This is a genomic window from Pandoraea vervacti (genome assembly GCF_000934605.2).
In the GTDB taxonomy this organism is placed as follows: Bacteria; Pseudomonadota; Gammaproteobacteria; order Burkholderiales; family Burkholderiaceae; genus Pandoraea; species Pandoraea vervacti.
Genome location: NZ_CP010897.2, coordinates 2510281 through 2530041, shown reverse-complemented (window position 1 = coordinate 2530041; position 19761 = coordinate 2510281). Strand labels below are relative to the sequence as shown.

The following is a 19761-nucleotide window of genomic DNA, read 5'->3' as shown; positions in this document are numbered from 1 at the left end:
ACGCATCCGCTGCCGGGTGAGGCACGCGATTGCCTTGTTCGGCACTTGTCATGGGGCTCGCCGCGTCCAGAAGCGCACGACCGGTTGCACCAGGGGCGACGCCGTCGCGCTGCCTGTGGCTCTCGTGCCTGCGATACCTGCGATATCCGCGATACCGGCGGTACTGGCATCGCCTCCATTCCCAGCGCTCCCGGCACTCGCCGCACCGAGGCCACCAAGCAACTGGGCCACGCGATCGTAACGACGCTTCTGAAAGGCCGCCTCGGCCAGCCAGGGCAACAATCGCTCGGTCGGAAAGCTATGGAACTGCGCCTGACGCAGATGCATCTCGGCCACGTCGGGGTTCTCGCGCAAAAGCGCGCAACGCCCCAGCAGGTACCACATGGACGCGTCGTCCTCGCGCTGCTCGATCGCTTCACGTGCGAAGTGCTCCACGCGCGCCAGCGTAAAACGCAACACCTCGCCTCGCACGAGATCTTGATAAATCAACTCCCAATAGAGTTGGGCGAGACGCACGCAGGCATGGGCCCGTTCATCGTCGTCCTGCGCTGTGGCGTGCCGCTCGCGCATGGCGAAAACCTGCTGCATGATGCGCTTCTCCAGCCCGTCGAGAATGCCGTAGGCGAGTAACCGGACTTCCTCCACTGGGTCGGCCAGCAGGTCTCGCGCGATCTCGCTCGTGACCCGCGAAGGCAGCGCCTGCACGGAAATCAACGCCGCCACCCGGTCGTCGAGCTCACCCTGCACATTGCGCAATCGCGCGCGCAGGCGCATGCCCGCGCCGTGCCGTACACGCGTCACGAGATGCGAGATGAAGCCGGGCGTCTCCACCCTGCCCGCAGCAAGCAGTTCGCGCGGGGGCGGGAACAGATAGCCCATGAGCAGCACGCCCATTACGACGACCATGCCGGCCACCGGCAGAAAGAACGTCATCAGCGCGATATGCGAGAACACGCCGCGTCGCTCGCGGTAGCCTGACGGCAACGCGCACGTCATGAACCCGCCTGCGAACACGGCAGCGATTGCCTGCCATGCCAGCGCGCAGGCCATGGGGTCGGAGAACACGGCATGCGCCACCATGCCAGGCATCGCCCCGCCCAGTACAGGGCGCAGCGCCTGCCATTGCGCCAGTGCCGCGAGCCCGGCCAGCGCTGGCGTCGACACCCATCGCAGCAAACGCAGCATAGGCACGCCGGGCGCCGCACCCTGCTCGCAGAACCGCAAGAATTTGGGTGCCGGGCCACGGCGTCCGCGGGTGCGCTCAGGCATGGTCGACACAGCGCTCCATCAGTTTTCGCAGACCGTCGCCAGGTGTTTCGGCGTCGATACGTGCGGTGTGCACGGCGATGTGCCCGCTCTGGAAATCGACGTCGTATTGCTGGCGCAACAGTGCCTCGACACGCATCAGATAGCCATCGATACCGTGCTCGTCCGTGATCGGCATCAGGGCAATGGCGATTTGCGTGCGCGGCGTGCTCATCGTCCACAACGCATCGAGCGCACGGCGCTGCCGCACCGTCTGCTCGAACAGCGAGTCGCCCCGGGCTCCACGAGGAAACGAGAGCGCCACGAGCGACGACTCGATGCCGCTCGCTCGCTTGAGACGGGCAAGACGTCCCAGTTCGAGCGCAAAGTCGTACGGCGCCTGCGGCACCGATGCACGCACCCCCGCCACCAACGGTTGGTGCGCCACGCCGTGCGCGTAATACGCGAGAAGCACCAGCAACAATTGCAGGTTGTCGTGATTGAGCGCGAGGAACGGCATGCGGCGCACGATCAGCACGCATAGCAACGTGCCGTCGGCGTCGAGCAGTGGCGCACAGGCGAGATAGGGGCTGCCGTCGGCCGTGGCGTCATCTGCCTTCACGTGCGCCAGCGCGCCCTCCTGAATGCAGTCACGTATGAGCGGGTCGTCGGCGTCGGGTTCAAAGCCCTCACCGACGCGCGCGATGGGCGTGCTCACCAGACGACCGCCTTTCACTGCGAACATCGAGGCGACTTCGATCTGGCAAGTGAGCGCCGCGAATTCGAGCATCGCCTGCGCATTGGGCAGGCCGCCCGGCGCGCCTTGCGCGTCGGCCGACCGCCGTACGGTGAGATCGCGCAGGCGCGTGAGTGCGTCGCGCAACGTCAGCGGCCGCGCGAGCAGATCGCGCTCCAACCGTTCGTGCGAGACGCGCAGCAGATAGTGGTTATGCGTGATCGCGACCAGGCGATCGCTGTAATACGCGTTAATACCTTGCGAACGCTTCGCGCGATGCGACCAGATATCGCAGAAGTGGCCAGCAACGAGCGCCATCGTCATGCCACCCGCGAAGTGCGCCATGGGGAACGGTCCGAACGCGGGGCCGCACAACACATGCCAGGCGACGATGAGCAGCGCGCCGCTGACAGCGCCGGCCAGCGAGCCGTACCGCAACGCGCCAATGAGCGTGACGAGCCACAGCCATGGAAATTGCGTGCTCAGCAACAAAGGATCGCCCGGGCGCAACCGCCATGCGATGAGCACCGCGATCAGCGTAAGATTCAGCACTTCAAGCAATGCGAAGGGACTTGTCACGGCTGGCGCAACCCGCTTGCCCCAGCGGCCCAAATTGCCGAGCGGTTGCGAGCGGCGCACGCGGGCCGTGGTTGCCGGCGTCTCGGGGGCCGAGCTTGTCCCCGCATGACTGGACGAAGCGGAAGACGAAGCCGACGAAGTCCCGGCGCGCGAATCGCTTGATGCGTTGGCGCGCGAAGCGTTTGAGGGGTCGGCGTCGTTGGGCGTAGCAGCTGTCACGTGAGATTTGTGCAAATGGGGACTCACCAGGCGCCCGCGCGCTGCGAGCGGCACGCCGTATTAACGCAAGCCATCGAAATGCCCGTGCAATGCGGGCGAACGCGCAAGGGCTGCGCGATGGCGGTGTGCATGATTCCCCGTTATCAGAAGACGCCCCGCCCGGCCTTGTCATCATGCCTGGGTCATGGGCCACGGATCGACAGTTCCTGTTGAAAGACCCGTCGCTCCCGTCCCGCGCATCTTGCGCGACGGGACGGCCTTTGACTGCTGATCCGAACTGATCTCGTATGTTTGATGGGGTGCACTTTACACACGCGCGGTCCCACTTTCGTCCCCATTTTTTGCGGCGGAAGACCCGCTTGGTTCCATCAGGACACCGATTCACCTTCGAAGGTGTACGGCCCCTCGAACGGGCCGACATAAGCCAGATGCGTACGCAATCCCGCCCCCCGCTGCCACAGATGCATGGCGAAGCCCGGCGGCTCCAGCGTGATCGACCCGGGTGCGCCCGAGGCGAGCGCCAGCGTGATCTGATGCGCTGTCGATACGCACGTGCTGGCCATGATCCCGGGTGCCCCTTCGACGCTCGCCTGAATGCTTCGATGCAGATGTCCGCAGATCACACGTTCAATGTGCGCGTAGCGCGATGTCACGAGAGCGAAGCCAGCACGTCCCTGCGCCGACAGGCCATAGCCGTCCATGAATTCGATGCCCGTCTCGAACGGCGGATGATGCATTGCAATGATCGTGGGGCGGCCTGCGCAAGCCAGAAGTTGTTCATCGAGCCATGCAAGCCGCGCGTCGCACAAATGCCCGCCGGCGCCTGGCGGGTCCTGCGTATCGAGCACTAACACCGTGACCGGCCCCAAATCGATGCGGTACTGCACGAATTCGCCGCCGTCGCGCAAATAAGCGTGCGCCGGGAATGCATCGCGCAAGGCTTCGCGATGGTCGTGATTGCCCACCACGAGATACAGCGGAATGTCGAGATCGCCCAGACACGCCCGAAGTACTTCGTATTCCAAGGGATGCGGCGTGTCGATCAGGTCGCCGGTGGCAATGACCGCATCGGGACGCGGCACCCAGCGGTTGATGGCCGCGATGGCGTGACGCAGCGCGCGCGCCGTGTCGACGCGCCCGCAAGCGAGTGTATCGGGACGCGTGACATGAAGATCGGTGATCTGGCAGAGCAACATAGCGTGGTTTCCTTGAGAGCCGACGGCGGCGTCACGCTAGCCATCGCAGATGACACCCGAATGAATTTTAGGCGCCTGCCGAAAATCGGGCCGCAATGCCAACCAAAAGACGGTCACCTGCGCAAGCCCCAAAACGCTAGGGAAACTCCCAAAGCCCGCCCAGCAAGGGATTGCGAGGAGGCATGACCGGAGATGCCCGCAGTTACCGGGGTTTTACCATCAAGAACAAGAAAGTACGCGGCATAGCGCAACAAAATCGCCGCAAACCGTTGTCAGGACTGGCCCACAGCCCGCCGAAGGCTCTATAATGCGGCTGCCCGGCCAGTGCCGGCGCCCTCACGATGCGTGACGAAACGGGTCTCCGGATTGCGTTTGCGTAACGTGCCGCGAAGGCGACATTCTGGCGTGTGCCGCGTGCCTTATGGCGCGGATACAACACCGACACTCGTCAAATGGCGAAAGTGTTAGAGTTGTCGCCGGTATTCACCACCTCTCAAGGGAAACACACATGAACAAACAGGAACTGATCGACGCCGTCGCCGGCCAAACGGGTGCAAGCAAGGCTCAGACCGGCGAAACCATCGACACGCTGATCGAAGTCATCAAGAAGGCTGTCGCCAAGGGTGATGCAGTCCAGTTGATCGGCTTCGGCTCGTTCGGTTCGGGCAAGCGTGCCGCACGTACCGGCCGCAACCCGAAGACCGGCGAAGCGATCAAGATCCCGGCAGCCAAGACCGTGAAGTTCACGGCTGGCAAGGCGTTCAAGGACGCTGTGAACAAGAAGTAAAACCAGTTGCGCGCAGGCCGGCCTCCGTGCCGGCCTATCTTTTTTGCTCGCATTTGCACCGCGCAGTGCGCAGCAATGAGAAGGCGTCACGTCATCCTCTCGCGAGGTCCACGACTGATGTGACGCTGCGTGCCTCGCGGGTGTCCTGCATACCGCTTCCAGGAAACCGGGCGCCCGCGACGCAGTGCGATGAGACAGTGCTGCGGCATTCGCCCGCCTCTGGCCGACCTGCCCGACCGGCCCAAACCTGCCGCGCCTGGCAGCGTTTCCGCCCCCTTCGCAATACCCCACGCTGTGGCTATGGCCGACATGGCAATTGTGCTATGTTGCGCAACATGATCCGCGCGCCGACAGCGGCTCTTGCCGCCTCCCCTGCCTCATCCGATGATCCAGACACTGCCGGCGATGCCACGGCGGAGAAACGCGCGCTGCCTGGCGCTTCCCGAATGCGTCGAATCCCTCCCGCACGTCTGCTCGTCATGCTCGCGTCTGCGCCGCTGGCGCAATGGCCCTCGTTGCCGACGGCCACCGAGGCTCCCGATCGGGCCGAAGACATTCCGGCAGAAGCCGTGCACCAACTGCGTATTGCGACCCGGCGTCTTCGCGCGCTGATCGACATCTTTTCGCCCTGGCTGAAACCCCGTTGGCGTCGTCGGATGAAAGAGGAGTTGCGCTGGCTCGGCAACGCGATGGGCCCCGCCCGCGACGCGGATGTTCTGATCGGCGAAACGTTACCGGCCCTGCGCCTCGAATACCCCGGCGTCGACTGGATTGCTATCGAGGCTCACGTTTCGCGGCTGCGAGCAGAGGCACGCGCGCAAGCGGCGCAAGCACTGAGCAGCGAACGTCAGCACGCGTTGCATGCCCTGCTCATCGACGCCTTCGGCATTTGCAGCGAGGGTCGCGCCGACGAGCGTGCCGCCCGAGGGCTGCGCCGGGCGTCGCGCACGCCCGGCAAAGCGCCCGGCGCATTGGCCAGGCATGCACACAACATGCTGCGCGAACGCTACATTGCGTTATTTCCCAATTGTCGCCAATTGGCAATGCTCGACACCGAGCAGTTGCATGCCTTGCGCGTGAAGATCAAGCAGGCGCGCTATAGCGCCGAGGCCCTGACGCCGTGGCTGCGCAAGTCGGTTCGCGCGCCGTACCAGGACACCTTGCGCGCCGCACAGACGCTACTGGGGCATTTGAACGATGCGGTCGTCGCGCAACGGATGCTCGAAGCAGCGCCCATTCCCGCGGACCATCGCGACATGCTGAGCGGACGTCTCGACACGATCATCGTCAACGCCACCAGCCGTGCCGCCCATGTGCTATGCCAGTTGCCCGACGCCCATACCCTCGAGCGCGCAATGCGCAAAGGCTGAGCGCCGGGCGCTGCGCCGGCGCGCTGGCGTTCACGCGACTTTCGTGCGAAGCAGACGCATGCCGTTGGCAATCACCAGCAGGCTTGCCCCCACGTCGGCAAACACCGCCATCCACAACGACGCCACCCCCACGACAGCCAGCGCGAAGAACACCGTCTTGATGGCCAGCGCGAGAGCAATGTTCTGCTTGAGCACTGTGGCACTACGTCTAGACAGCGCAAGGAACGCAGGCAACTTGCGCAGATCGTCGTCCATCAACGTGACATCCGCCGTCTCCAGCGCACTGTCGGTCCCGGTCACCCCCATGGCGAAGCCGACGTCGGCCGCCGCCAGCGCGGGCGCATCGTTGATGCCATCGCCGACCATTCCCACGTGACCGTACTGCTCGCGCAAGGACGATACCGCCTGCCACTTGTCCTCCGGCAACATTTCGGCGCGCACATCCGTCACGCCCGCCTGCTCGCCGATGACCTGCGCCGTCGCACGGTTGTCGCCTGTCAGCATGACGGTGCGAACGCCCAATTTGGCGAGTCGCGCGATGGCCTCCCGGCTTTCTTCGCGCAACGTATCGGCCACGGCAAGCACGGCGAGCGCCTGTGTTTCGCTAGCCAGCACGATGGCGGTGCGCGCCTGAGATTCGAGGCGGAAGAGTTCGGCTTCGACCTTCTCGTTGCACACCCCGAGCGACTCGATCAGACGATGATTGCCGAGGTAATACAGCGTCTGGTCGATGCGCCCCTTCACGCCCATGCCTGCGAGCGCCTCGAAATCGGTGACGCAAGGCAACTGACCAAGCCCGGCCTGGGTGTGGCCATCGACGACGGCGCGGGCGATCGGATGTGTCGTCTGGGCGTCGAGCGCGGCAGCCAGTGTGAGCGCTTCGTCGCGGGACACTTCGCCCAACGGCACGACGTCGGTCAGTCGTGGCTCGCCGCGCGTTAGCGTGCCCGTCTTGTCGAGCGCTACCGCCTGAATCAGACGGCCGGTCTCCAGGAACGCGCCGCCTTTGATGAGAATTCCTGCCCGCGCGGCTGCCGTCAGGCCACTCACCACCGTCACGGGTGTGGATATCACCAACGCGCACGGACATGCGATCACCAGCATGACCAGCGCCTTGTAAATCCATGGCGCCCACGCAAGCCCGAATGCCAGCGGCGGCACGAGCGCAACCAACAAGGCGCAGAGCACGACGACGGGCGTGTAGATGCGCGAGAACTTGTCGACGAAGCGTTGTGTCGGCGAGCGCTGCTGCTGTGCGGTCTCGACGATTCGCACGATACGCGCGAGCGTCGTATCGCCGGGGGCAACGCTCGTGCGGTACACGATCAGTCCGCTTTCGTTGATGCTCCCCGCGTAGACTTCGTCGCCGACCGCCTTGTCGACAGGCACGCTTTCACCTGTGATCGATGCCTGATTGAGTGCAGAACTGCCCTGCTCGATCACGCCATCGATGGCAATACGCTCGCCCGGCCGGGCGCGAACGCGTGAACCCACGGCGAGCGACGCAGCCGGCACGTCCGCCCATGTGCCATCCGCCTGTTCGACCGACGCCTGATCGGGCGCCAGCCGCATCAACGCCTCGACCGCCCGGCGCGCACGCGTGAGCGATGCGGCTTCGAGTTTCTCGGACAGGGCGAACAACACGATCACCATGGCGGCTTCGGGCCACTGACCGATACCCATGGCGCCGATCACGGCCAGCGACATCAGGAAGTGAATATTGAGCGTGAAATGGCGCAGTGCAATCCAGCCTTTCTTCAGCGTAGGCAGACCGCAGGCCACAATGGCCGCAACCACGACCGCGCCGATCCACGGGCTGTGTTCGGGCACCCCCGACCAGACGGCCATTTCGCTGGCCGCGGCCAGCACGCCGCCCGTCACCAGACGCGCTACGTCGCCCTTGCCACTCGTAGGCGGCGGCGCCGCACCTGACGCATCGCCGGAAAGCGGCACCGGTGTCATGCCCAGTTTGCGCAGCGTTTCGGCAGCAGCGTCGCTTTGGCGGCTGACGTCGCCTGCCGAGGCGCGCTTGTCGAAGACCACCGTCAGTTCGCGCTTGAGGAGATTGAAGTACAAGGCGTCGATGCCGGGCTGCCGCTCGAGCTGATCGCGAATCAGGCGCTCTTCCGTGGGGCAGTCCATCTGGTCGATGCGAAACCGCGACTGCGGGGCGCCCGTCTCGGGCACAGGCTGCGCGGACGCAACGCTCGCACCGCTGCCGCAGCAGGCGCCGGCACCGTGGACATGACCCGCTGTCGAATCCCCGTCACGAGTGTGGTCATGGGTGTGGTCATGGTCGTCGTCGTGGTGATGCCCATGATCGTGGCGATGCGACTGCCCCTGGCCATGCCCGTGGCGCTGCACGTTGCGATCCGCCGTCGTCGAGCTCGCCGCGCGGGCCGAATCCGAAGGGTTGGACATGTGAACTCCTGGTTACCTGAATCGTGTTACCCTTTATTCAAAACCCTGTAGTGACTACGGAGTCAAGCATGAAAATCGGAGAACTGGCCCGCGCGGCGGGTACCGATGTCGAAACCGTGCGCTATTACGAGCGGGCGGGCCTGCTTCCCCCGCCGCCGCGCAGCGACGCGGGATACCGAACCTACGGCAACGAGCATCTGGAAGCGTTGCGCTTCATCCGGCATTGCCGCTCGCTCGACATGCCGCTCGCCGACGCCAAGCGGCTCGGTGAGCTTGCGCACGACCACAGTGTCACCTGTGAAGACGCTAACCGGCTGATCGAAGCGCATCTCGCGCGTGTCCATGCACGCATCCATGAACTACAGGCGCTGGAGCAGCAGTTGCTGCACCTGCAGGCACAATGCCGCAGCCGTCACGAAACGAGCGACTGCGGCATTCTGCGCGCGCTGATGCAAGGCGCGAACGGCGAGGCGTGTGCCTGCCACAGCGACACCGATCCCATCGCACCCTCGTGCGATCACGATCCTCTGCACGCCTGACGCTGCGCGCATCACATGTCTGGCGCTAGCCGACCCACACCGTTGGCTCGGCGCGCAGCTGCGTGCCGGCATCCCGATCGGGATGTCCGCGTCGACATCCTTCGCTTTCGTTTCCGATGCACCTCTGCATCGCCATGTCTCGTTATTACTGTCTCTGGTTCGAACGAAAAGCATGTTCGCGCGCCCGGGGAAACAGCGGCAAACGGATGTAGTTTCTATACAATGTCCCGCACGCCTCGTAGCGCTCGTCACCCGTGCATGAATGGATGGCTCGTGTGACATACGTTACGTCAGGCATCGGCATTCATCGAGCGACCTCGATGTGTCGCAGTCCATTTTCCATGCTCGTTCACTTGTCGGAGACCTTATGTCCAGCGATGTATCCGCTACGCCAACCACCGCGACGGAGCGCAGCGCCGACATCGTCATCATGGGGGCAGGTGCCGCAGGCATCTCCGTTGCCGCCAGCTTGCGCCGCCGCAGACCGTCGCTCTCGATCACGATCGTGGATCCGGCCGACACGCATTACTACCAGCCGGCATGGACGCTTGTCGGCGCCGGCGAATTCGACGCCGCACGTACTGCGCGCCCGATGTCGAGCGTCATTCCGCAAGGCGTGAACTGGATTCAGGCGGCGATCACCGCGTTCTCTCCCGAACATCAACAGCTCCTGCTGTCCGACGGCCGGCGTCTCGCCTATCGCTTTCTCATCGTCGCTCCCGGTCTGCAACTCAATTGGGAGGCCATCGACGGGCTTGTCGAAACGCTCGGTCGCAACGGCGTCACGTCCAATTACCGCTTCGATCTTGCGCCCTACACGTGGTCGCTGGTGCGCGAATTCAAAGGCGGAAACGCGCTGTTCACGCAGCCGCCGATGCCGATCAAATGCGCCGGAGCGCCGCAAAAGGCGATGTATCTGTCAGCCGACACGTGGCGTCAAAACGGCGTGCTCGACAAGACGAATATTGAATTCCATCTCGTGGCGCCGTCACTGTTTGGCGTGAAGGATTACGTTCCCGCGCTCATGCAATACGTGCAGCGGTATCGCATTTCTCTCAATCACCTCTCGCATCTGCGCGCCGTGGATGGCGAGCGCCGCGTGGCGCGTTTCGAGATCTTCGACGCCGACGGGCAGTCCCGGTTTGTCGACAAGCCCTTCGATATCCTGCATGTCGTGCCGCCGCAAAGCGCGCCGGACGTGCTGCGTGCCAGTCCGCTCGCTGACGCGGCAGGCTGGTGTGAGGTGGATCCGAAAACACTGCGCCACGCGCGCTACGCCAACGTGTTCGGTCTTGGCGATGCGATCTCGGCGCCGAATGCCAAGACGGCGGCGGCCGCCCGCAAACAAGCCGTGGTCGTGGCGGAGAATTTGCTCGCGTCGATAGATGGGCGTCCCCTTGCATTGCATTACGACGGATACGGCGCGTGTCCGCTCACCGTCGAACACGGCAAGATCGTGCTCGCCGAGTTTGGCTATGGAGGGAAACTTCTCCCTACATTCCCCATCGATGGCACGCACGCGAACCGTTTTGCCTGGATGTTGAAAAAGTACGTGCTGCCAAAGGTTTATTGGGATTTCATGCTCAAAGGCCGCGAGTGGTTTGCGCGTCCGCGCTGAGCGCCCCATAGGTGAAACCCGCACTCAATTTTCGATTTCGGGTGCCGTTAAAGGTCAAAGGACCCGGTCTCGCAACCGGGCACGAGCTTCCAGTCGGGCCACGCCTTGCGCGCGGTCTGCCGGAACGCAGGGACTGACAATCTGCGCCAAGGGCGCTCCCCGCCTCGTCCCGCGTCCACCGGCCGACAAATTTACGCGTCTTATGCAGAACATGATTCAAGGGTTTTCTGGCGGCACGACCTGTTCGACGCGTGGGCTTTTTCTGCTCGATGGCCTCACCAGTCGCCTCGTCGGCATGACACGCGGCGGTGACAAACGTTCAAACGTTCAGGCGAAGTCTGCCTCCCTGCCGAGATGAACGATACGAACGCGCTGCGACGCCAAGTCGTCCTTGCCGATCTGCTGCTGGACCGCCAGCGGCTATTGCGCGCCCTCAGCCTTGAGCTGCGCACCCCGAGTCCGCCCAATAGTCACAGCGCGCTGGTCGTGCTGCATGTAGGCCGGGGCCAGCGCATGGCGACCAGTCAACCTGCCATTTCCGACGCCGACCTGCTCGCGACGGTCGCGTTCCGGGTCGGCTCGCGAATCCGCCGCCGCGATCTGATCGGTCGCGTCTCGGACCAGCAAATCGCTATCTTGCTGCGCGACCTGGGCAGCCGCGACGCGGCCGTTCAGGTCACGCGCCGCTTCATCCGCGCGGGCGAATCCCCCGTACCTTGCGGCAACGGACTGCTCTACCCGATCGTCTCGGCGGGTATCACCCACCTGCCGCAGGTGCCAGTTTGGCCGGCCACGTTGCTGGAGCATACGTCGGACGTCGCGGATCAGGCCATACGCGAGAGCGCATCTCGTTTTCTCGTCACGGAAGCGCCCACCGCCCCGACGGAGGGCATTGCGCCGCCGGACGATGCGGGCAACGAACATTACTGGCGAAGTGCGATCGGACGCGCGCTGTCGGGCTCGGAATTCCGTCTGCACTACCAGCCGCAGATCGACATGCGCACCCATCGGCTAACGGGACTCGAAGCACTCATTCGTTGGCAACGCGACGACGAACTGATCATGCCCGGCGAGTTCATCCCGGCGGCCGAGCGCTGCGACGTCATCGGGCCCATTGGCGACTGGACGTTGCACGAGGCGTGCCGTCAGCTCGACAAGTGGCATACGGATGGGGAGGAATATCCCCGCGTGGCTGTGAATCTGTCCGCGCAGCAAATGCGCGTGCAGACGCTCGAGACGGTCCGCTACGCGCTGAAGCATCACCGTGTGCCACCGGACAAGCTCGAAATCGAGATCACCGAGTCGTCGCTGATTTCGCATCTCGACGAAGCGGCGACCCTGATGAACGAACTGGTGGCAATGGGCGTTCGCCTCTCGCTCGACGATTTCGGCACCGGCTACTCCAGTTTCGTGCGCCTCAAGCGCTGGCCTTTCGGGACCGTGAAGATCGACTATCAGTTTGTCGCGGGCGTTCTGCTCGGCGGCTACGATACCGAGTTGATTCGCGCCATCATCGCCATTGCCCGCAAGCTCGAAATCGAAACGGTGGCCGAGGGCGTGGAGACCAGTGCGCAGCGCGACGCGCTCGCATCGCTGGGCTGTCATGCGTGGCAGGGGTATCATTGCACGCGTCCCTTACCGCCCGGGCACATCGAGACGTTCATTCGAGACTGGCACGGGCGCCTGTAAACGCGTCAGTCGCCGCCTTCGCCGTTGGTTATCGCCCTATTCGACCGCCGCCATGCCGCTCCCGCTTTCCTGCGCGGCGTGGTCGTTCTCATTTGCGTGCTCACCTGCGTGCTCATCGCATGGGCGCTGGCGCGCTTCGCTGCCGATCAACTGGTGGCCAGCCGCGCCGCGCGCCTGCTGTATGAAGAGCGCAGCATCGCTACCCGGCTCGCGCATGGCACGGTTCACACAGTCAATCAGGACCTGATCCTCATTCGCGGAATACCGCGAGTGCTCGCCCAGATCGAGCAGATTCAGACAGCGGCTGCAACCATCGCAGCCCATCCGCTGACCGACGTGCCTCACGACAAGGCTCGCGAGCAACTGCTTGCGAATCCGGTCCTCACCCCCGTCAATGAACTGCTGCGTGCCGCGCAACTCTACTTCGGCGCCGATCTCGTCTGGCTGGGCACCCCCGATGGCATCACCATCGCTTCGAGCGATTTCAACTCGCCCGACCCCCTGGTCGCCGACCGGTACGGCGACCGCGCCTATTTCAATACCGCCGTGCTCGGGGGCGCCGGACAGCAGTACGTCGCCGGCCGAAAAACGGGGCTGCCCGGCATCTATTTCACCGCCCCCGTGTACCACGACGGCACGCTTGTCGGCGTCATGGTCGTCAAGCTGGGCATTCGACGCTTGTCCCACTGGGCGGACAGCGGTGCGTCGTTCATCACCGACACCAATGGCGTGATCGTGCTCGCCAACGACCCGACATTCACCGGACTCGCCGTGCCCGGCGGCGCGGTCTTCAAACTCTCACGCGAGGAGCGCCGCCGTCTCTACCAGCAGGAGGACTTCACCGTCGTGCCCATCGAGAGTTACGATCTGGCGCCCGGCACACCCGATTTTCTGCACCTCCAATCCGATGACGACAGCACGCGCCACGCACGGCTGGTACGCGTGCGCCCCGACAATCAGCCGTACCTGCTGGAGGCCGAAGCGTCGTCGGACGGCGAGATGGTCGTCTACACCATGAACGAGGCGCCGACATTGGGCAGCCTTTCCATCGAACGGCGACGGTATGTCGCGCTCGTTTTTGCCCTGCTGCTCAGCCTGAGCGGCGCGGGGTATCTGTTGATTCGTTATCTGCGCCGCGAAAAGCTGCATCTGACGGACACCCTCGCCAAAAACGCCGCCCTCGAGCACGAGGTCAAATACGACGCCCTGACCGGGGCGCTCTCGCGCGGTCACTTCCTCAAGCGTTTGCGCGCGGAAGTCGGGCTGGCACAAGCCAGGGATTTGCCAACGTGCGTCATCCTCGTCGATCTGGACCACTTCAAGCACATCAACGACACCTGGGGGCATTCGTTGGGCGATACGGTGCTGTCCGCGTTCGTGCGCCTTTGTCACGATTCGTTACGCGAAGATGACATTTGCGGTCGTTTGGGGGGCGAAGAATTCGCTATTATCCTGAGTGGCGCTACCGAGGCGCGCGCCTTTGACGCCGCCGAACGCCTACGCGAGGCGGTTCGCGCCGCACGCATCAACGTCGACGGCAGAACGCTACAGTTCACCATCAGTGCCGGCGTGGCCCAATGGCACGAGGGCGACGACGACAGCGCGTGGCTGCAACGCGCCGATGCAGCGCTTTACCTGGCCAAATCTCGCGGACGCGATCGCTGCGCCCGCGAATCCGACCTCCGGGTGCTCACCGGAGGCGGGTCGTAATCGACTTCGGGCATCCCGTCCCGAAGTCGCCAACTCAGACCGGACCGATGCCCAAGACGAATCTCGACACATTCGCCCCATCGCCGCTTCGCGCCATCCAGCTCGGCGCGGCAGCCCTGTGCCTGGCACTGAGCGGCGTGGCACACGCCGATCTCTCGCTCCTGCAACCGCCCAGGGCGCTGAGCGGCGGCGCACCACTGCAACTGACGTTGCTGGCCACACAGGACTCGCCGGGCCGTGCGGCCATCAAGCTCCCCGATGAGATCGTGGTTCGCATTTCCAACGACGACTTCAAGCCCACATTGCTGCACCTGAAGCGCGAAGCCGTTGTGCCGGCACAGATCACGCTCGCCAATGGCCAGTTCCGCCGCGTTGCCTATTCGGCGGTGCTGCCCAAGGAATTGCGAGGTGCGGTGCGTGTCGAACCGGTCGACTGGGACGCATCGACCACCACGATCGTGCTCGACCGCGCCGCCGCCGCCGAGCCGATGGTCGCGGCCGCCCCCTTGCCCGTCGATAACGGAACGAACGCCACCGGCGCTGGCGCCGCAAGTGCCGCAGCGGTGGCGGCGACATCCGCCTCCGGGGCCGGAGCCGTCGCGTCCTCCGACGCGATCGCACCGACATCCGACGCCGAGTTCGCCCGTATTTCGTCGCATGAGCCGATGTACATCGCCTTCGGAAAAAACGGCGATGCCAACGCCCGCTTTCAACTCAGCTTCAAGTTCCACATCCTGAAGCCGGACAACCCGGCGTCGAAGTCCTTTCTCGACAATCTGTACTTCGGCTACACACAGTTGTCGATCTGGGATCTGGAAGCGGAGTCGGCGCCGTTTCGCGACTCCAACTACCGACCGAGCCTCTTCTACTACGTTCCCGATACCGGTGTTCGGGCAGGCTGGTTCTCCTCGCTCGGTGTTGCCGCCGGTATCGAGCACGAGTCCAACGGCAAAGCGGGCGACGACTCTCGCAGTATCAACACCGTCTTCGTCAAGCCGATCCTGACGTTCGGCAATCCTTCCGAATACCACTGGACCGTCGCGCCGAAGCTATACGCGTATCTGGAGAAAAAGGACAACCCCGACATCCAGAATTACCGCGGCTATATGGATCTGCTCGTGCTATGGGGCAAGCCCAACGGCTGGCAGATCGGGGCGACGCTGCGCAAGGGCATGAAGCGCAACTACGGCAGCGTGGACGTGCAAGTGACCTACCCGCTCGGCAAGTTGATCCCCGGCACCGGCGGCTACATCTGGCTGGGGTATTTCACCGGTTACGGCGAAGACATGCTCGACTACAACCGACACTCGCCGTCGCAAGTGCGCATTGGTTACAGCGTATTCCGCTGGTAACTCCATGCCCCGACCTTGACGCGGGCGGCGCGGCAGCGATTCGCCCGCCGCTCCCCGCGACCACGCCCCACCGCCTCCACCGCCCCCCCACCGCCATACGGCGTCGGCGTCACAGCACGAGAACCAGGGCCCCGGCAACGATCAGCGCGCCGCCCAGGGTTTCCTTGAGCGAGAACGGCTCACCGAGCGCCACCCAGCCGATGAGCATCGCCATGGCCACGCTCAGCTTATCGAGAGGCGCCACACCGGACACAGGACCGAGTTGGAGCGCCCGGAAGTAGCACAACCACGACAGTCCGGTCGCGACACCCGACAGGATGAGAAAGAGCCATGTATTTGCGCTCAGACTGGTCGGCCTCTGCCACTCCCCGCGCATGCCGACGATCGCCAGCGTGACGCCGAAAATGATCACCGTGCGAATGAGCGTGGCCATGTTCGAGTTGACCTGCGCGACCCCGAGCTTGCCGAAGATTGCCGTGAGCGCCGCGAAAAATGCCGAGCCCAACGCGAAAAGTTGCCAGCTACGCAGCATAACGATCGTCACCTTTCAAAAATCACCCGCACTTAACCGAAAATCGGCGTGAGTGTCCACCACCGGCACCCCGCCGTAGGGGGATTGGGAGGCCCGCCGGACAACAATGCGATAATGACGCTGTCTTTGAACACGCCAGCCCCCGGTTGGCCGAATCCGCCGCTTATGTCCGAATTGCACGACCGTCCCGACAGCCCCTGCATTGGCGTTTGCTCGACCCTTTTCGACGACGTCTGCAAGGGCTGCGGCCGCACCGCCTACGAAGTCTCCAACTGGGTGTTCTTCACCGAGCAGGAGAAGGCCGCGGTGTGGCAGCGCATCAGCCGCGACGGCACGGCGATGCGCTTTTGCGACAGCGGCGCTACGACTTCGCAGACTTGAACTGAAGCGACTTGTACTCGAGGAATTCCTCGAAGCCGTAGACGCCATTTTCACGTCCGTGCCCCGACTGCTTGAAGCCACCGAACGGGGCCTGGACGTTAAATTCCCCGCCATTGATATCCACCTGTCCGGTACGGATCCGACGCGCCACACGCACCGCCCTCGCCTCATCGCCCGACCATACGCCACCGCCCAAACCATAGATGGAATCGTTCGCGATGCGCACCGCGTCGGCTTCGTCCTGATAGGTGATGATCGATAGCACCGGACCGAAAATCTCTTCCTGCGCAACCGTCGCATCCGGTGTCACACGCCCCAGAACCGTCGGCTGCACGAAGAAGCCCGCCTCGAACCCTTCAGGCACCGTATCGCCGCCGGCGATCAGCTCGGCCCCTTCGGCCAGCCCTTTGCGGATGTAGGTTTGCACGCGCTCCTGTTGGGCAGCAGAGGCCAGCGGCCCAAGACGCGTCGTTTCCTCGCGCGGATCGCCCAGCGTAAAACGTGCCACGGCGTCCCTGACCAGCGCCTTGACTTCGTCATAGCGCGACGCGGGTACCAGCATGCGCGTGTGCGCCGAGCAAGTCTGTCCCGAGTTCAGATAGCAGGCGTTGAGGGTGCCCTTGACCGCTGCCGCAAGGTCGGCGTCGTCGAGCACGACCGACGCCGACTTGCCGCCAAGCTCCAGCGCCACACGCTTGACCGTTTGCGACGCCACTTCGGAGACACGCTTGCCGGCCCGCGTCGACCCGGTGAACGACACCATGTCGACATCGGGATGTCTCGCCAGCACCTCTCCAACCACCGGCCCCAACCCTGTCACCAGATTGAAGACGCCGGCGGGCAATCCCGCTTGCGCAATGACCTCGGCGAGAATGAAGGCATTGAACGGCGCGACTTCGGACGGCTTGAGCACCACCGTGCAACCGGCCGCCAGCGCCGGGGCAACCTTCAGCGTGATCTGGTTGAGCGGATAGTTCCATGGCGTAATCGCGCCGACCACCCCAACCGGCTCACGCACCACCAGAGAGTTGCCCACGCGCGCCTCGAACGCGAACGATTCGACCAACTCGGCGTACTTGTTCCAGTGATAGACCGGACCACCGACCTGAATCGCGCGCACGAGCTTGATCGGCATGCCCGTCTCACCCGTCATCACCTCCGCCAATTCGTCGGTACGGGCCTTCAATCCCGCAGCAATCTTTCGCAGATAGCCAGCCCGTTCGGCGGGCGACGTCGCCGCCCAAGTGTCACGCGCCGTGCGCGCGGCGGCGACGGCGGCTTCGGCGTCCTCGACGGCGCCCTCGGGAATGCGCCCCATCAGCTTCGCATCGGCCGAATGAAAAACGTCCAGCGTGCCGCGCCCGAGCGGCGTTACCCACTGGCCGTCGATGAAAAATTTGTCGTACGTCTTCATGCAATGTCTCCTGCTGACGCGTCCACACGACGCGTGATTGGCGAACCAACGACGAACGGCCATTGTAGTCCGCACATCGCCGGGCTTCTCACTCCCGACGAAAAATCAGGTCACGCCGACCCGCAACGTCCATTTTTCCGAGACGATCATCGGACGACACCGCCCTCGAGGCTTCGTGCCGGGACGCGTAAACGCAAACAGGGCGCCTGCCATGCAAGCGCCCTGTCGGAGGACTACGGAGAACAACGCCCGGCGCGTCAGACTTCCACGCCCTGGCTCGCCAGATACTCCTCGTACGTACCGGCATAGTCGACCAGCGTGCCGTCGCTCTTTACCTCGATGATGCGCGTGGCAAGACCGGACACGAATTCGCGGTCGTGCGAGACGAACACGAGCGTGCCCGGATATTTGTCGAGCGCAATCTGAAGCGACTCGATCGATTCCATATCCATGTGGTTCGTCGGCTCGTCCATCATCATGACGTTGTGACGGCCCAGCATCAGCTTGCCCCAGATCATGCGGCCCTTTTCCCCACCGGAGAGCACGCGCACGGACTTGCCCACATCATCGCCACCGAACAGCAGGCGACCCAGCGAGCCGCGAATGACCTGATCGTCGTCGCCTTCCTTGCCCCACTGCGTCATCCAGTCGGTGAGCGTCTGGTCTTCCGGGAACGCCTCGGACGTATCCTGCGGGAAATAGCCGATGTTCGCGTTTTCGGCCCACTTCACGGTCCCCGAGTCGAGCGCCAGGTCCGCCATCAGGCTGCGCAGCAGCGTGGTCTTTCCCGCACCGTTCTCGCCGATGATCGCCACGCGTTCGCCCGCGCGCACCGCGCCCGAGTAATTCTTGAAGATCTGACGGTCGTACGATTTGGAAATGCCCTCGAATTCGAACGCGAGGTTGTGCAGCTTCTTCTCGAACTCGAAACGAATGAACGGATTCTGACGCGACGACGGCTTGATGTCCTCGACCTTGATCTTGTCGATCTGCTTGAGACGGCTCGTGGCCTGACGCGCCTTCGACTTGTTCGCCGAGAAGCGGCGCACGAAGTCCTGCAAGTCGGTAATACGTTCCTTCGCCTTCGTGTTCGCCGCCATCTGACGCTCCCGGGCCTGAGCCGACGCCAGCATGTAGTCGTCGTAGTTGCCCGGGTAGATCTTCAGCGTGCCGTAGTCCATATCGGCCATGTGCGTGCACACGGCATTGAGGAAGTGGCGATCGTGCGAAATGATGATCATGGTGGAGTTGCGCTCGTTGAGCACGTCTTCCAGCCAGCGGATCGTGTTGATGTCCAGGTTGTTGGTCGGTTCGTCGAGCAGCAGCACGTCCGGATTCGAGAACAGCGCCTGCGCCAGCAGCACGCGCAGCTTCCAGCCCGGGGCAACGTTGCTCATCGGACCCTGATGCTGGTCCGTCGGAATGCCCACGCCCAGCAGCAACTCGCCCGCACGCGCTTCGGCCGTGTAGCCGTCGTACTCGGCGAACTTCGCTTCGAGTTCGGCGGCGTGCATGTAGTCGTCGTCCGTCGCTTCGGGGTTCGCATAGATGGCGTCGCGCTCGCTCATGGCGGCCCACATTTCGGTGTGGCCCATCATCACGACATCGAGTACGCGCATGTCTTCATACGCGAACTGGTCCTGCTTGAGCTTGCCCAGACGTACGTTGGGTTCGAGCATGACGTTGCCGGCGCTCGGCTCCAGATCGCCGCCGAGAATCTTCATGAACGTCGACTTGCCGCAACCGTTGGCGCCGATCAGGCCATAGCGGTTGCCCCCGCCAAACTTGACGGAAATGTTCTCGAAGAGCGGCTTGGCGCCGAATTGCATCGTGATATTGGCGGTTGACAGCACAGGCGGTATCCGGGAGATGAAGTGCGGTGGCACGATATTGCGCCACGAAACCTGACATTTTAGCACCGATGCGTGTCACGTGCCCCTGCCCACCCGTCCCTCGCGGGAACTCTCCCACGG

At 63.8% G+C, this 19761-nt stretch carries 15 protein-coding genes; 8 read left to right on the top strand and 7 right to left on the bottom strand.

From position 1 onward, the window contains the following. Positions 1-48: 48 nt before the first annotated feature. The 3 genes from UC34_RS11425 to UC34_RS11415 form a co-directional block, all read right to left on the bottom strand. Entirely contained in the window at positions 49-1185 is a 1137-nt protein-coding gene (locus UC34_RS11425; RefSeq protein ID WP_052810988.1) for a hypothetical protein, read from the bottom strand. Positions 1186-1261: 76 nt separating this feature from the next. Next, on the bottom strand, positions 1262-2560 hold the full coding sequence (locus UC34_RS11420; RefSeq protein WP_237165292.1) for a PelD GGDEF domain-containing protein: 1299 nt from the start codon (positions 2558-2560) through the stop codon (positions 1262-1264). 587 nt (positions 2561-3147) lie between these two features. Beyond that, positions 3148-3975 carry a phosphodiesterase gene (locus UC34_RS11415; RefSeq protein ID WP_044455654.1) on the bottom strand — a complete coding sequence of 276 codons (828 nt, stop codon included), beginning with the start codon at positions 3973-3975 and terminating at the stop codon, positions 3148-3150. 508 nt (positions 3976-4483) lie between these two features. Here UC34_RS11415 and UC34_RS11410 point away from each other — a divergent pair. Together UC34_RS11410 and UC34_RS11405 are read left to right on the top strand one after the other, a co-directional pair. Further along, positions 4484-4762, top strand: coding sequence for an HU family DNA-binding protein (locus tag UC34_RS11410; protein WP_044455653.1), 279 nt, complete (start codon positions 4484-4486; stop codon positions 4760-4762). 446 nt (positions 4763-5208) lie between these two features. Then, the gene (locus UC34_RS11405; protein WP_044455652.1) at positions 5209-6132 is read left to right on the top strand and encodes a CHAD domain-containing protein; all 924 of its coding nucleotides are present in this window, start codon (positions 5209-5211) and stop codon (positions 6130-6132) included. A 30-nt stretch (positions 6133-6162) separates the two neighbouring features. On the opposite strand, the gene UC34_RS11400 is transcribed toward UC34_RS11405, so the two are convergent. Continuing rightward, the gene (locus UC34_RS11400) at positions 6163-8553 is read right to left on the bottom strand and encodes a heavy metal translocating P-type ATPase (RefSeq protein WP_052810987.1); all 2391 of its coding nucleotides are present in this window, start codon (positions 8551-8553) and stop codon (positions 6163-6165) included. A 68-nt stretch (positions 8554-8621) separates the two neighbouring features. On the opposite strand from UC34_RS11400, the gene UC34_RS11395 reads away from it, so the two are divergent. The 5 genes from UC34_RS11395 (at position 8622) to UC34_RS11375 (ending at position 15461) form a co-directional block, all read left to right on the top strand. Further along, positions 8622-9092 (top strand): Cd(II)/Pb(II)-responsive transcriptional regulator, encoded by a 471-nt coding sequence (locus UC34_RS11395; protein WP_044455651.1) that lies wholly within the window; start codon positions 8622-8624, stop codon positions 9090-9092. 367 nt (positions 9093-9459) lie between these two features. Further along, positions 9460-10710, top strand: a complete 1251-nt coding sequence (locus tag UC34_RS11390; protein ID WP_044455650.1) for an NAD(P)/FAD-dependent oxidoreductase — start codon at positions 9460-9462, stop codon at positions 10708-10710. A 354-nt stretch (positions 10711-11064) separates the two neighbouring features. Continuing rightward, positions 11065-12399 carry a putative bifunctional diguanylate cyclase/phosphodiesterase gene (locus UC34_RS11385; RefSeq protein ID WP_052810986.1) on the top strand — a complete coding sequence of 445 codons (1335 nt, stop codon included), beginning with the start codon at positions 11065-11067 and terminating at the stop codon, positions 12397-12399. A 24-nt stretch (positions 12400-12423) separates the two neighbouring features. Further along, positions 12424-14109, top strand: a complete 1686-nt coding sequence (locus UC34_RS11380; RefSeq protein ID WP_044455649.1) for a sensor domain-containing diguanylate cyclase — start codon at positions 12424-12426, stop codon at positions 14107-14109. A gap of 47 nt (positions 14110-14156) precedes the next feature. Next, positions 14157-15461 (top strand): phospholipase A, encoded by a 1305-nt coding sequence (locus UC34_RS11375; protein ID WP_044455648.1) that lies wholly within the window; start codon positions 14157-14159, stop codon positions 15459-15461. Between the two features lie 109 nt (positions 15462-15570). Here UC34_RS11375 and UC34_RS11370 read toward each other — a convergent pair whose 3' ends face one another. Then, positions 15571-15993, bottom strand: a complete 423-nt coding sequence (locus UC34_RS11370; protein WP_174556768.1) for an EamA family transporter — start codon at positions 15991-15993, stop codon at positions 15571-15573. 165 nt (positions 15994-16158) lie between these two features. Between UC34_RS11370 and UC34_RS11365 the strand changes: the two genes are divergently transcribed. Continuing rightward, complete coding sequence (locus tag UC34_RS11365) at positions 16159-16374, top strand: DUF1289 domain-containing protein (RefSeq protein WP_237165291.1); 216 nt, start codon at positions 16159-16161, stop codon at positions 16372-16374. On the opposite strand, the gene UC34_RS11360 is transcribed toward UC34_RS11365, so the two are convergent. Both UC34_RS11360 and UC34_RS11355 read right to left on the bottom strand, forming a co-directional pair. Continuing rightward, positions 16355-17788 carry an aldehyde dehydrogenase family protein gene (locus tag UC34_RS11360; RefSeq protein WP_044455646.1) on the bottom strand — a complete coding sequence of 478 codons (1434 nt, stop codon included), beginning with the start codon at positions 17786-17788 and terminating at the stop codon, positions 16355-16357. The two genes, UC34_RS11365 and UC34_RS11360, sit on opposite strands and share 20 nt — an antisense overlap. 257 nt (positions 17789-18045) lie before the next feature. Then, positions 18046-19641: an ABC-F family ATPase gene (locus UC34_RS11355; RefSeq protein ID WP_044455645.1), complete on the bottom strand. Its 1596-nt coding sequence runs from the start codon at positions 19639-19641 to the stop codon at positions 18046-18048. Between the last annotated feature and the right edge of the window lie 120 nt (positions 19642-19761).